The organism is Priestia sp. ST2 (assembly GCF_055810735.1).
The window spans coordinates 218,462-231,285 of record NZ_JBVVNT010000003.1; the positions used below are offsets into that span (position 1 = coordinate 218,462).

The window sequence follows — 12,824 nt, forward strand, 5'->3', positions numbered from 1 at the left end:
CTCTGTTTTTTTAAGCTGTAGCATGGGTTTGAACAAGGTCATAATATACGCCTTTTTGCTGCATTAGTTCCCCATGATTCCCTGTTTCAATAATGCTTCCGTGATCTAATACAATGATGTTATCTGCCTCTCGTATAGTAGATAACCGATGAGCAATCATGATGGCAGTTCTGTTTTTTAACAGCGTTTTAAGCGCCTGTTGAATCTTCACTTCTGTTTCTGTATCGATGCTTGCTGTCGCTTCATCTAAAATGATAATACGAGGATTAGCCAACAGCGTTCGAGCAAATGAAATCAATTGACGCTCTCCCACGGATAAGACGTTTCCTCGCTCTTCTACTTCCGTATCATAGCCTTTTTTCAGACGCTTTATAAAATCTGCAGCCCCTACCGCTTCCGCGGCCTTAATCACTTCATCATCAGTAGCATCCGGTTTTCCAAACCGAATGTTTTCCATAATAGTTCCTGAAAAAATAAAGGTTTCTTGCAGCACAATACTAATTTGCGCTCGTAAACTCGCTAACGTAATATCTTGAATAGGCATATTATCAATTAAAATCTGCCCTTCGTTCACATCATAAAAACGTGTGATTAAATTAGCAATGGACGTTTTTCCGGATCCAGTATGCCCCACTAAAGCAACCGTCTGGCCTTCTTTTATGTCAATTGATACGTTGTTTAAAGCTTTCCGCTTCCCATCATAGGAAAATGAGACGTGCTTGAACTCAACTTTTCCTTTCATATCCTCTAAAGACGTAGCGGTTTCCAAATCTGCGACGATAGGTTTTTCATCTAGAAATTCAAAAATACGCTCGGATGAAGCCATTCCCATTAATAATTGATTATACACTTGCCCTAAACGAGAAATCGGTTCCCAAAACATTCCAAGATAAAAAGCAAATGATACAAAAATACCAATTGTTAGCCGTTCATCTTGAATAAGTACAGCACCGAACCAAATTAAAATAGCCGTTCCGACAGCATTTGTGAGTTCTACAAACGGTCGAAACATGGCATTTTTTCGAGTAGCTTGCCTCCAGCTCTCGTAATTTTCACTGTTTATGCGCTCAAAAAACAGCATATTTTCTTGTTCTTGAGCAAATGATTGAGTGACGCGAATGCCTTGAATACTCTCATTTAAATGTGAATTTAATACTGACTGCTTCATACGAACAACTTGCCACGACCGACGAATTCTTCTTCTCAGCTTTGTGGAAATCAAAAACATAACCGGTAAAATGATTAAAACAGCACATGTCAAAGCAGGACTGAGAGAAAATAATATAACTACAATCCCCACTAACAATAAGAGATCCATAAACAGGTTAACTACCCCGTTGGTAAATAAATCTTGAAGAGAGTTAATATCATTCATGATCCTTACAAGAATAGAGCCTCCTGAACGCGTATCAAAAAACCGGTGCGACAGCCCTTGAATATGCGTAAATAAATGTTTTCTTAAATCATATATAACGTGCTGCCCGAGTTGGTTCATCCATTTAATTCGAAAGATATTCGAAATATAAGATAGTACATACAAGCTAAAGATTATGAAAACTAACTGCATGAGCAGCGTGCTATTTTTATCTTTTACAGCATGATCAAGCGTATATACACCTATCAAAATAGGAATAGCGAGTCTAATGACCGTTGTGATAATGACCATAAGAAACGAGAAAGGAAGCAAGTTTTTTCGATATGGATGAAGATAACGAAACAAGCGGGCCATTTGCTTCCAGTTAAACATCTTATCAATGATTTGATCTGTTTGATAATAAAAGCGCTCTCGCACAACTTTATTTTTTTCGGCTTCCATTCTATTCCTCCCTTGTTATACGTTCATCACTGACGTATTGCTTTCATATTGAATGTCATAAATATTTTTATAAATCCCTTCCTTTTGAATGAGCGTTTTATGGCTTCCTCTCTCTTTTATTTGACCTTCATGCAAGACTAAGATTTCATCGGCATGTCGCAAAGAAGAAAGGCGGTGTGCGATAATAAACGTAGTACGATTTTTCATCACTTCTTTTAAAGCCAATTGAATTTCTCTTTCTGTTTTCATATCAACAGCACTCGTGGCATCATCTAATACTAAGATGCTAGGGTTTAAGATAAGCGCTCGTGCAATCGCGATGCGCTGCTTTTGTCCGCCTGATAACCCCAGTCCTCTCTCTCCCAGCATCGTGTCATACCCATCCGGAAGCTCCATAATAAAGTCATGCGCCTGCGCTCGTTTTGCAGCATCAATAATGTCTTCTCTAGAAATACCCGGCACACCATAGGAAATGTTGGTTCCTATACTGCTTGAGAACAAAAAGGTTTCTTGAAGTACAAAACCAATTTCTTTCCGAAGAACGGAGAGCGGATACTCTTTAATCGGACAATGGTTAACTAAGATTTGTCCTGAAGTCGGTTCGTAAAACCTCGTGAGCAGCTGGGTTAAGCTTGTTTTTCCGGCTCCAGTTGCTCCGATTAAACCTACTACTTTTCCTTTAGAAGCAGAAAAAGATATGTTCTCAAGCGACTTTTTTTCTTCGTTTGGATAGGATAAGCTAACATGTTGAAACTCGACCGTTCCATTAATAGAGAAACTTCCGGCATGCTCATGGACTTTTTCTTCTTCTTCTAAAATTTCCAGCAGCCTTTCACCTGAAGCTTTAGACTGTGAAAACATATTGATAACAAACCCTAAATTCATAATAGGCCACATTAAATAAGAGGTTAAGCTAAAGAAAGCAACAAGCTCTCCCGGACGTACACTTCCGTTCATAACAAGCGCTCCTCCGTACGCAAGGAGACCAACAATAGATAAGTTTCCTATAAACTCCATTAAGGGGAAATAAGTTGCCCACACATTCGCGGTTTCAATGTTTCGATTTTTATAAACTCCGTTGGAGTCGTTAAATTTAGATGTTTGAAATTTTTCTCTTGATAATGACTTGACCGTTTGTATACCGCTTATATTTTCTTGGACATTTGTATTGAGCTCCCCAAACGATTGGCGAATTAAGCGAAACGCTGGATGAACGCGTTTATCAAAACGATAAACAGCTACCCCTAAAAAAGGCAGCAGACAGATTGTGACAAGAGTTAGTGAAATAGAGTAATAGAACATAACGGAAAAGCTGGCAGTAAGTAAAATAACGAAGCGAATTAATTCTGAGAAGCCAAAAGATAGAAAAAAACGAAATCCTTCTACATCAGCTGTCAACCTGGACATCAAGTCCCCTGTTTTAGCATTGTCATAGTAAGAAAACGGTAAATACTGAAGTTTGCGGTAAAGTTTATTGCGAAGAGTATACACGGACTTAATTCCAAATAAGTCGCCGTAATATTGCTGAATATATGTAAAGATTCCTTTGACAATCATTAGCCCAATAAAAATAAATGCTACATTATCGACTAGCTGATATTGTTTTCCTAACACAATATGATCAATCGTATATTGCAGCACAATAGGGTAAATCACAGTGATGGAGGTTACAAACAACAAGCAAATAGCAGAATAAAAAAAGTACATTCGGTACGGTAAATAAAAATCTTTTAGTTTTTTAAACGTTTCCATATACCCCGTCCTTCCTTTAGCTAAAATGCGGCACACATATTTAAATATATCGGTTCCCGAAATAATTTACCATAATTTTTAGATATTTTTTCAAAAAAAAGGTAAATAGTCATAAAAAAGAGGGTGGGATATAACTAAATGAATTCAATCTAAAGACGAACAAATGGAATACATGAGTTGAACTGCTAGAAAGATCTACACTGACGAAATTATTCACCATAACAAAAAAATGAACCACTAATCAAACATGTTGATCAATGGTTCATTTTTCGATTCGTCTAAAATACGTTTGTTCCAGCCTCTTTTTTTATTGTTTTTCTACTGCATGTCCGCCGAACTCATTGCGAAGAGCGGCAACTACTTTACCTGTAAACGTATCGTCTTCAAGTGAGCGATAGCGCATCATTAACGATAGAGCAATAACTGGCGTTGGCACTTGTAAATCTAGAGCGGATTCAACCGTCCATTTTCCTTCACCGGAAGAATGCATAACTCCTTTAATACTGTCAAGTTTTGCATCTTTTGAAAATGCACGTTCCATTAATTCGATTAACCATGAGCGAATAACAGAGCCATTATTCCATACGCGGGCTACAGCTTCATAGTCATAGTCAAATTCACTTTTCTCTAACACATCAAAACCTTCAGCAATTGCTTGCATCATGCCGTACTCAATTCCGTTATGAACCATTTTCAAGAAGTGGCCGCTTCCTGCTACACCTGAATAGAGATAGCCGTTTTCTACGTTGATGTCGCGGAAAATAGGTTCGATTGTAGCAAATGCTTCTTTATCTCCCCCAATCATCATACAAGCACCGTTTCGGGCACCTTCCATTCCGCCGCTTGTTCCAACATCAAAGTAGTGAATTCCTTTTTCAGCAGAAGCTGCAGCACGTCGTACAGAATCTTTATACTTGGAATTACCGCCTTCAATAATCATATCTCCTTCTTCAAGCAGTTCTTGGAGCTCAGAAATTACTTTTTCTGTGAGCTCTCCAGCCGGAACCATGACCCAAGCAATGCGTGGTTTTTCTAATTTGCTCACTAATTCTTTAATGGAAGAAGCGCCTTCTGCTCCCTTTTCTGATACTTTCTGTACGGCTTCGTTGTTCACATCGAATGCTACTACAGAATGGTTATGATCTAGTAAATTCAATACTAAGTTTGCTCCCATTTTCCCTAAGCCAATCATACCTAATTTCATATGTAAATTACCTCCAATAGTAAGTTTCGTATCATGTTGTTAGTGTTAGTATGGTGTAAACTCACAAGAAAAAATCCACATTTTTATATTTCCTTTATCAGTTACTTCCTACACACAAAAAAGAAAAACATTCGATGCAAGTTCTACTAAGCATCGAATGCTTTTCACCTGTTACAACTGCCTGTATTTATTCGTTCTCGCCTAATACACGATTCACGCGCTTTTCAAGCATTTTCATACCGCTTCCACCAGCTTGGAAGTGGCGTAGCTGACCTGTTTTGTCAAATACATAATATGCCGGTACATATTGATTTTCAAATGCATCCGTTAATTTATGCTCACTGTCTACAAAAATTGGCTGCGTAATATCATGTTCTGCTGCTACTTCTTTAATTTTTGATAAGTCTAAATCATCTTCAGAGCGCGGCATATGAACTGCTACTACGTTTAATTGATCTTTGTATTGGTCGCGAAATTCATTTACTTGAGGCATTGCTTCTTTACATAAATGACAGCTTACTGACCAAAAATGAATAAGCGTTGGCTTTTCGCCGATTAGCTGCTCTTTTGTAACCTCTCCGTTTAACCATTCTGTAGCGCCCGTTAACTCAGGCATTGGCTGACGTAATTTCATGAATAAAAGCCTCCCTTATTTTCACTATTATTGACTATATGTTCTTTATTATCCGATGAAAAAAAGGCCTAACGTGGACGTTAGACCTTTTAAACGTTGTGCTTACGCGTTTAAAGTAGCTTGACCTGGTTTCCAGTTAGCTGGGCAAAGTCCGCCAGTTTGTAACGCTTGAAGAACACGTAAAGTTTCATCAACGTCACGGCCAATATTGTTGTGGTTTACAACTGAATATTGTAATTCGCCTTCTGGGCTGATGATGAATAAACCGCGAAGTGCTACACCTTCTTCTTCAATTAAAACGCCGTACTCACGAGAAACAACGTGATTTGTATCAGCTGCTAATGGATATTTAAGATCACCTAAACCATTATCTTTACGATCAGTGTTGATCCAAGCTAAGTGTGTATGGATTGTGTCTGTAGAAACACCGATTACTTCTGCGTCAAGATCTTCAAACTCATCATAACGGTCAGAAAGTGCAGTGATTTCTGTTGGACATACAAATGTAAAGTCCATTGGATAGAAGAATAATACTGTCCATTTGTCATTTTTAATATTTTCTTCTAAGCTAACTTTACCGAATTCTTTGTTTGATAATACAGCTTCCATTTCAAAGCGTGGAGCTTGTTTACCTACCATACGTTCTGGCATACATGATCCCTCCAAATAATTATTAAATGAGAAAATGTATAAAACATTCTCACTTATGTACTGTTATAACGGTTTTCATTATAATGGATATTGTTTTTTTAGTCAATATTAATTAAGAATGAATTTAAACAACATCTTATAATGGTAACATAGTTGTTATGCCCGCCTTTAGGGCAAATTAAACCCTGACTTCAGCAAAAAAATGCTATAAAAGGGTTGCATTTATTTACCTTCTCAGTTTAGCATGTCTAATATCGGGAATAAACAAATGTGCTCATACTCTTACAAAATCTTTTCCACAGAATACATTCCCACTTATTAATATTGAAACAGAACATAGGAAGGATGAACAACGAATGTTTAAGATGCAAGATATCAACTGGGAACAGCTTCTTACCAATGCTGGAGTTATTGTGTTAAAACTTATTGCCATCACCATTGTATTTTTACTTGTACGAGCAATTGGTAAAAAAGTTATTGAACGTTCCTTTGAAAAAATGAGTGAGCGCGAAAATGCTACGCGCGGACGTATGCTCACACTCAAAAGTTTAACCGTTAATGTGTTTTCATATGTACTTATTTTTATTTTTGTCGTTATGCTGCTTGAAGCAGTAAATATCCACGCCACAGCTTTATTAGCTGGTGCCGGAGTTGTGGGTCTAGCAATCGGGTTCGGTGCTCAAGGACTGGTTAGCGACGTTGTAACGGGTTTCTTTTTACTTCTTGAAAAACAGCTTGATGTTGACGACTATGTAACAACCGGAACTTTTTCAGGAATTGTCGAATCAGTAGGTCTTCGTACTACTCAAATTCGCGGATTTGATGGGACCCTGCACTATGTGCCTAACCGGGAAATTACAAGCTTAAGCAATCATTCCCGAGGCAATATGCGCGCGTTGATCGATATTGGCATTTCGTATGATGATGATATTGACAAAGCTATTTCCGTACTAGAAAAAGTATGCGAGCGTGTTGCTGCAACAAATGAAAACATTGTAGAAGGACCAAACGTGATAGGAGTTCAAGGTCTAGGCGCATCAGACGTTGTGCTTCGTGTAGTTGGCAAAGCTAAAAACGGTGAACAGTGGGGGATTGAACGTCAGCTTCGCAAAGAATTTAAAGAAGCGTTTGACGCAAACGGTATTGATATTCCGTTCCCTCATCAAGTAAATATTGATAAAAAGCAGCCTGAAGATGCCAAGCAGCCTCAGCATGCATAAAAAATAGCCGAAGGATTTATTCCTTCGGCTTTCTTTTATCCTTGTACCTTGTTGCCTACTTGCTGACAAATTTCTTCTGCCGTTAATCCGCTAGCTGTAATAACTGAGCCTTGCGTTACTGCATCAGAAATCCCCATTACGTTTGAATCCTGTCCTGTTACAACACAGCAATCGCACCCTTGTGCATCACTTTCGTTGCGTAATTGTACCACTTCATGTCCGAGCTGCTGAAGTGCAGCCTGTACATCTGTTAAACCGTATTCTACACCAATTCGTGCCATCGTTGCCCACCTCCTCATGGTATTAATTTAGCCATAAGGAAAAATGATTATACGATTTATTGATTGCCTTTATGTTCAAAATATTTTGTAATAAGTGAAATCGCAATATCTATTGCGCCTTCATGAGGCTGCAGCTTTGCATGATGAAGCCCATATTCAGACTGAACGCCAAGCCAAAACATAAATCCAGGAATATCTTTTAGCATATAGCCAAAATCTTCTCCTGTCATTGCTTCTTTGCACTCAATGACATCCACGTCTGTTTGTTCTTTGGCAAATTCCATGAACTCTCGCGTGACTTCATGGTGATTATATACTTGATGATACATACAACCATAATCAATGGCTGTTTCACACTGGTACCCTACTTCTACTCCTTTAACAATCGCTTCAATTCGTTCTTTAACACGCATCATTGATTCAGGAGATAGCGTGCGAATGGTTCCTTCTATGCGAGCTCGCTCCGCAATAATATTTTGAACCGTCCCGCCTTGAATTTTTCCTACTGTAATTACAGCGCTGTCTAGCGGATCAACGTTGCGAGCAACAATAGTTTGAAGTTGTGAAACGAGCTGACATGCAGCAACTACCATATCATTTGTTGTGTGTGGATAAGCAGCATGGCCGCCTTTTCCTTTTAAATCAATAAATAGCTCAGACGTGTTAGCAAATAGCAACCCTTCCTTCAGCGCAATCGACCCAACCGGATATTCAGGCGCTACGTGAAGGGCGAAGATGAAATCTGGAAGCCATTCTTTCATGATGTCGCTTTGGAGCATTGGCTGTGCTCCTCCTGGACCTTCTTCTGCAGGTTGAAAGATAAACAGTACATTATCTTTAATTTCATGCTGAGCAAAGTAAGTGAGTACGCCTAGCCCAATGGCCATATGCATATCATGTCCGCAGGCATGCATGAGTCCTTCATGCTGTGATTGAAAAGAATAATTCGTTTCTTCCGTGATAGGAAGCCCGTCAATATCTGCTCGGTAACCTATTATTTTAGTTGGATTTGTACCATGTACTTTAACAAAGAGTCCTGTTTTCCACGTCTTTACTTCTAAACGCTCTTGCGGAAGAGTGTTAATATAATCAAGCAAAAAACGCTGTGTTTTCACCTCTTGAAACCCTAATTCAGGAATTTTATGTAGCTCTCTTCTTATTTTCACAAATTCATTTTCAGCCATGTGTATGTCCTCCTCACGAAATAAAGAAGAAAGCGTGGTTGCCCACGCTTCCAACTTGTCCATATGATACGTTCAAGGATTCAGTATCCCAATCGCTAAAACCTATTAATTCAACAAAGAAAAAGCGCAAACTGATCGTTTTTCTTATTCTTCGTTTAATTGACGCAATTCTTGCTTGATTTCTGTTTTAGACTTTGTTTTTTCGTCAATTTCTTTAATAACGCGAGCCGGCGTACCTGCTACTACTGTGTAAGGAGCTACATCTTCTACCACAATTGCACCTGCAGCAACTACGGCACCTTTACCTACTGTTACACCTTCAAGAACAACAGCATTAGCACCGATTACTACATCATCTTCTACTACAACTGGTTTTGCAGAAGGTGGCTCAATAACACCAGCTAATACAGAACCTGCGCCGATGTGACAGTTTTTACCTACTGTTGCACGACCACCAAGTACTACGTTCATGTCGATCATTGTTCCTTCACCGATCACAGAGCCGATGTTAATAGATGCACCCATCATAATAACAGCGTTGTCGCCGATTTCAACTTGATCGCGAATAATAGCGCCTGGCTCAATACGAGCTTTAATTCCTTTCATATCTAATAAAGGAATCGCAGAGTTACGGCGATCATTTTCAATTACGTAGTCTTCAATTTTTCCTTCGTTTGCTTCAATAGCAGCTTTGATTTCTTTCCATTCACCAAATACTACACCTGTGTTGCCCGTTACGAATGTTTTAGAAGATGAACCAAAGTCAATTCCTTCTACTTCACCTTTTACGTAAACTTTTACCGGTGTTGATTTTGTGCTGTTTTGAATAAATGAGATAATCTCATTAGCATCCATCATTTTCATTATGTATTCCTCCTAAGTAAGCAATGTCTCATTTAATGTAACAAAATGCTTTCACAATGACAAGCATCATTATCGTTTTAATAAAAAGATAACGATTGCAAATAAAAAAAGCGAGCATCTAGACTCGCTTTAGACCGTTTCTCTTACATATTCACGTACAATATCAACAAATGCTCGAACTTGCTTCAGTTTAAACGCTGATTCGTATCCAACTAAAGAAGTGTCTCGGGTAATTGGCTCTCCATTTGCTTTCAGAAGCGGCGTCCGGTGAATATGGCTTCCAGCTTCTTTAATAGCAATCGATGGTAAAATAGCGAAGCCAAGACCATTTAAAGCCATTTGCTTACACGTCTCAATCTGATCCACTACAATCGTACGCTTCGGTGTAGTATGAAACTCTCGATGCCACCATTCTAAAATTTCTTGATAATACGTTGAGTCACTTTTAAATTGAATAAATGGTCGATGAGTATTTACTACTTCCGCTGCCCTTTCAATTTCTGAATCGACTAGGTAAAGAGGATCTGTAAACAAATGTTCTTTGACACCTTTCCAATCCGGATTTCCGCGTATGATTCCAATATGTACCTCATCTTCGTACAGATAGCGAAGCATTTCACTGCTCCAGCCGGTTACAAGAGAGATTTTAGCATGTGGGTAACGATCCATATAGCGTTTTAACACCGCCGGCAGCCAGTGCTGTCCAATAATCGAAGCCACCGCTAATTTGAGTGTACCATATACCTCATTATCTAAATGATGCAAGTCCTCACGAACCCGATCTTCTTTTTCTACCACTTCTTTTGCAAATTGAACAATCTTTTCTCCAGCAGGCGTTAATGACAGTCCTTTTTGCGAACGAATGAAGATTTGTGTATCCCATGCTTTTTCAATGGTTTGCAGCCTCTGTGATAAAGCTGGTTGCGATACAAATAATCTCTCTGCAGCTTTTCTCATATTTAATTCTTGAGCTAATACAACGAGCATTCGACATTCTATTAATTGCATTCAGTTATTCCTTTCAAGCCTCTTTTTACTTTCATTTTACCTTTATCATATAAGAAAAAAACGGAGAAAGATAGGCTGAAACACGATTTCTTAAAAAAATTATTGAAATGACTCTTTCGGGAGAATGATGGACTGCCTTCTTAATGACTTTAACAAATTTCTTCGTGTTAAAATCCCTTCAAAAATGCCATCTTCATTCTCTACGCACAAAAAAGGATGGTTAATCATGGCATTTATGACTTTTAATACGGATTTTTTCATGGAGACACGAGGAACATTTTGATTCATAACTTCTTCTACTTTCATGGTTTCTAATCGTTCAAATTCAATGCGCTTTAATCCTAAAATCGAATCTAAAATAAGCGTCATACTCACGAACCCCTGCAGCTGGAACCTTGGATTTAATACGGGAATGGACGTATAGCCAGTCTTTGTTAACACAAGCAAAGCATGTTCTAAATTATTTCCCACTTGGACATGAGCAACTTTATCAGAAGTGACAAGCAAATCTCGAAGTTCAATTTGATTTAACTGATTGTGATCAATATCAATCATTTATACATTCTCCTTCCATTTCTCATAACTTCCACGTGTGTAAAGAGAAAAAGAACAAGCTACAAAATGAAAATAGCTTGCTACGTAAATGCGAACCTTTAAGAGGGAATAGAAGCAGACACACTCGATGTTCTCCCTTATATGTTAAGTCTAGATTTTTTTAAAACAAGTGTCAACGAAAGTTCATAATTATCTGAATTTTTTATTTTGATTTTTTTACAGCATTCGACCCGTTCCTTCTATTTATCAGAAAATCCGCTATCACTTTGTCGATATTTCTCGGGAAAATAGGGCGGAAGCCACCGCAAAAACTCCATACGCAGTAACAAAAAAATACCGCAAAGTATAAAATCCTTTGCGGCATTCGTTTTGCTTTATCCCTTAATGAATAAGTTCAAAAATTTCAATTGCAATCATATCAACGTTATCAAATTGATAAACGGCTGGCTTTTCACCATCTTGATATACTTCAAGTTCGTATGTTTCAGTTTTTGCATGATATTTCACGCTGCAAATTCTTTTTCCCTCTACTTCGAAGAAGCGTTGTGGCGCTTCACTTCCACTTGCTTGCTCACGGAGATTCACAAGACGAGTTAAAATACCTTGTAATTGTGACATATAATCTCTCCTTTCACCTATTACATCATTACGCATTCGACTTTTCTACAATATCAATTCAAATAAATACGTTATCTAAACTAATACTTAAAAGACACCATTTCACTATATGCCACATACTAAAAAAACACAAGTACTTTACGTGATTTTTCATAAGAAAATGCCTTATTATAGCGATATATGTCGTTTTTTATTATAATAACATAGCGATATACTATGTATCATACAAAACTTCATTCTACTTTAACACCATTCATTTTAATATAGGGAGGTGCTTTCATTGAGATCTATAGAGTTGTACACACAACCAGCTTGCCCACCTTGCGAAATTGTTAAACAGTTTTTACAGCATCATCACGTTTCTTATAAAGAATTTGACGTATCTAAAGATGCTTCTGCTCGAAAACGAATGACTACTGAGTTAGAGTCTTATTCCACTCCGACCATTCGTATTGACCAGGAAATTATCAGAGGATTTGACCTTCAAGCACTTGAGAAGCTTCTTAACATCGGGTAACAGAAACACTCAAAATAAGCTTTCCTCGGCTATTTTGAGTGTTACTTACTATATATAAACTTTTGCACTTTCCATTTCCCTTGTTTTTTTACTAACGTGATCATTTCGTAATGATCTTGGTATTTTACCCGTTCATTATGCACAGCCGGAAAAAATTGATAGACATAAGCTTTGTTTTGGTCGGAATGAAGAGCTACCTTCGTTTGTTCATCAAAAGAAAAGAAAGGGATGTAGTGTGTTAAATATTCAGGTCCCTCTCCGACATACCCTTGAGCTTTTTGTAAGAGAGCCTCATTAAAAAACACAGATGCATACTCATCATCTAAAAACAATTTCAGCTCACGAACAGCGTCTTGATTAGTATGAGCAGACGCAGCTCTTAGCTGAGCCTGATAAGCGTCCTGCAAATTTATAAAGATTTCATGCCTAGTCTCTCCTGATACTTCTGCATGAACAGATTTTCCTGAGTACAAGACAATCAGCAAAAAGACAAGTAAGCATATTTTATTCAAATTAAATC

The 12,824-nt window shown here is 38.0% G+C and carries 14 protein-coding genes; 2 read left to right on the plus strand and 12 right to left on the minus strand.

What is annotated here, in order from left to right:
* Positions 1-10 precede the first annotated feature (10 nt).
* The 5 genes from AC0KUU_RS13610 to AC0KUU_RS13630 all read right to left on the minus strand — a co-directional run bounded on the left by AC0KUU_RS13610 (position 11) and on the right by AC0KUU_RS13630 (position 6,057).
* Complete coding sequence (locus AC0KUU_RS13610; protein ID WP_043979555.1) at positions 11-1,816, minus strand: ABC transporter ATP-binding protein; 1,806 nt, start codon at positions 1,814-1,816, stop codon at positions 11-13.
* A gap of 15 nt (positions 1,817-1,831) precedes the next feature.
* Complete coding sequence (locus AC0KUU_RS13615; protein WP_280559295.1) at positions 1,832-3,568, minus strand: ABC transporter ATP-binding protein; 1,737 nt, start codon at positions 3,566-3,568, stop codon at positions 1,832-1,834.
* A gap of 307 nt (positions 3,569-3,875) precedes the next feature.
* Entirely contained in the window at positions 3,876-4,772 is an 897-nt protein-coding gene (gene gnd, locus AC0KUU_RS13620; protein ID WP_043979562.1) for a phosphogluconate dehydrogenase (NAD(+)-dependent, decarboxylating), read from the minus strand.
* A 187-nt stretch (positions 4,773-4,959) separates the two neighbouring features.
* Positions 4,960-5,406 (minus strand): redoxin domain-containing protein, encoded by a 447-nt coding sequence (locus AC0KUU_RS13625; protein ID WP_013056043.1) that lies wholly within the window; start codon positions 5,404-5,406, stop codon positions 4,960-4,962.
* Positions 5,407-5,508: 102 nt separating this feature from the next.
* Entirely contained in the window at positions 5,509-6,057 is a 549-nt protein-coding gene (locus AC0KUU_RS13630; RefSeq protein ID WP_014461006.1) for a peroxiredoxin, read from the minus strand.
* Positions 6,058-6,413: 356 nt separating this feature from the next.
* Between AC0KUU_RS13630 and AC0KUU_RS13635 the strand changes: the two genes are divergently transcribed.
* On the plus strand, positions 6,414-7,277 hold the full coding sequence (locus tag AC0KUU_RS13635; protein WP_280559294.1) for a mechanosensitive ion channel family protein: 864 nt from the start codon (positions 6,414-6,416) through the stop codon (positions 7,275-7,277).
* Between the two features lie 35 nt (positions 7,278-7,312).
* Here the strand turns inward: AC0KUU_RS13635 and AC0KUU_RS13640 are convergent, their stop codons facing one another.
* From AC0KUU_RS13640 to AC0KUU_RS13665, 6 genes are all read right to left on the minus strand, one after another.
* Positions 7,313-7,558, minus strand: coding sequence for a YkuS family protein (locus AC0KUU_RS13640; RefSeq protein WP_013056040.1), 246 nt, complete (start codon positions 7,556-7,558; stop codon positions 7,313-7,315).
* Between the two features lie 56 nt (positions 7,559-7,614).
* On the minus strand, positions 7,615-8,742 hold the full coding sequence (locus AC0KUU_RS13645) for an N-acetyldiaminopimelate deacetylase (RefSeq protein WP_280559293.1): 1,128 nt from the start codon (positions 8,740-8,742) through the stop codon (positions 7,615-7,617).
* A 144-nt stretch (positions 8,743-8,886) separates the two neighbouring features.
* Positions 8,887-9,606, minus strand: a complete 720-nt coding sequence (gene dapD, locus AC0KUU_RS13650; protein ID WP_013082280.1) for a 2,3,4,5-tetrahydropyridine-2,6-dicarboxylate N-acetyltransferase — start codon at positions 9,604-9,606, stop codon at positions 8,887-8,889.
* A gap of 129 nt (positions 9,607-9,735) precedes the next feature.
* Positions 9,736-10,614, minus strand: a complete 879-nt coding sequence (locus AC0KUU_RS13655) for a LysR family transcriptional regulator (protein WP_013056037.1) — start codon at positions 10,612-10,614, stop codon at positions 9,736-9,738.
* A 99-nt stretch (positions 10,615-10,713) separates the two neighbouring features.
* Positions 10,714-11,169: a cyclic-di-AMP-binding protein CbpB gene (cbpB, locus tag AC0KUU_RS13660; RefSeq protein ID WP_013056036.1), complete on the minus strand. Its 456-nt coding sequence runs from the start codon at positions 11,167-11,169 to the stop codon at positions 10,714-10,716.
* Positions 11,170-11,550: 381 nt separating this feature from the next.
* Complete coding sequence (locus AC0KUU_RS13665) at positions 11,551-11,787, minus strand: YkuJ family protein (RefSeq protein ID WP_013056035.1); 237 nt, start codon at positions 11,785-11,787, stop codon at positions 11,551-11,553.
* Positions 11,788-12,067: 280 nt separating this feature from the next.
* Here AC0KUU_RS13665 and AC0KUU_RS13670 point away from each other — a divergent pair, with 280 nt between their 5' ends.
* Positions 12,068-12,304: a glutaredoxin domain-containing protein gene (locus AC0KUU_RS13670; protein ID WP_013082278.1), complete on the plus strand. Its 237-nt coding sequence runs from the start codon at positions 12,068-12,070 to the stop codon at positions 12,302-12,304.
* A 41-nt stretch (positions 12,305-12,345) separates the two neighbouring features.
* Here the strand turns inward: AC0KUU_RS13670 and AC0KUU_RS13675 are convergent, their stop codons facing one another.
* A complete protein-coding gene (locus tag AC0KUU_RS13675) occupies positions 12,346-12,816 on the minus strand; it encodes a DUF3993 domain-containing protein (RefSeq protein ID WP_043979571.1) in 471 nt (156 codons plus the stop codon).
* Positions 12,817-12,824 lie beyond the last annotated feature (8 nt).

Excerpts from the sequence above, each read along its gene's own strand:
- AC0KUU_RS13610 (WP_043979555.1), bottom strand. The coding sequence starts at position 1,816 with ATGGAAGCCGAAAAAAATAAAGTTGTGCGAGAGCGCTTTTATTATCAA.
- AC0KUU_RS13615 (WP_280559295.1), bottom strand. The coding sequence starts at position 3,568 with ATGGAAACGTTTAAAAAACTAAAAGATTTTTATTTACCGTACCGAATG.
- gnd (WP_043979562.1), bottom strand. The coding sequence starts at position 4,772 with ATGAAATTAGGTATGATTGGCTTAGGGAAAATGGGAGCAAACTTAGTA.
- AC0KUU_RS13625 (WP_013056043.1), bottom strand. The coding sequence starts at position 5,406 with ATGAAATTACGTCAGCCAATGCCTGAGTTAACGGGCGCTACAGAATGG.
- AC0KUU_RS13630 (WP_014461006.1), bottom strand. The coding sequence starts at position 6,057 with ATGCCAGAACGTATGGTAGGTAAACAAGCTCCACGCTTTGAAATGGAA.
- AC0KUU_RS13635 (WP_280559294.1), top strand. The coding sequence starts at position 6,414 with ATGTTTAAGATGCAAGATATCAACTGGGAACAGCTTCTTACCAATGCT.
- AC0KUU_RS13640 (WP_013056040.1), bottom strand. The coding sequence starts at position 7,558 with ATGGCACGAATTGGTGTAGAATACGGTTTAACAGATGTACAGGCTGCA.
- AC0KUU_RS13645 (WP_280559293.1), bottom strand. The coding sequence starts at position 8,742 with ATGGCTGAAAATGAATTTGTGAAAATAAGAAGAGAGCTACATAAAATT.
- dapD (WP_013082280.1), bottom strand. The coding sequence starts at position 9,606 with ATGAAAATGATGGATGCTAATGAGATTATCTCATTTATTCAAAACAGC.
- AC0KUU_RS13655 (WP_013056037.1), bottom strand. The coding sequence starts at position 10,614 with ATGCAATTAATAGAATGTCGAATGCTCGTTGTATTAGCTCAAGAATTA.
- cbpB (WP_013056036.1), bottom strand. The coding sequence starts at position 11,169 with ATGATTGATATTGATCACAATCAGTTAAATCAAATTGAACTTCGAGAT.
- AC0KUU_RS13665 (WP_013056035.1), bottom strand. The coding sequence starts at position 11,787 with ATGTCACAATTACAAGGTATTTTAACTCGTCTTGTGAATCTCCGTGAG.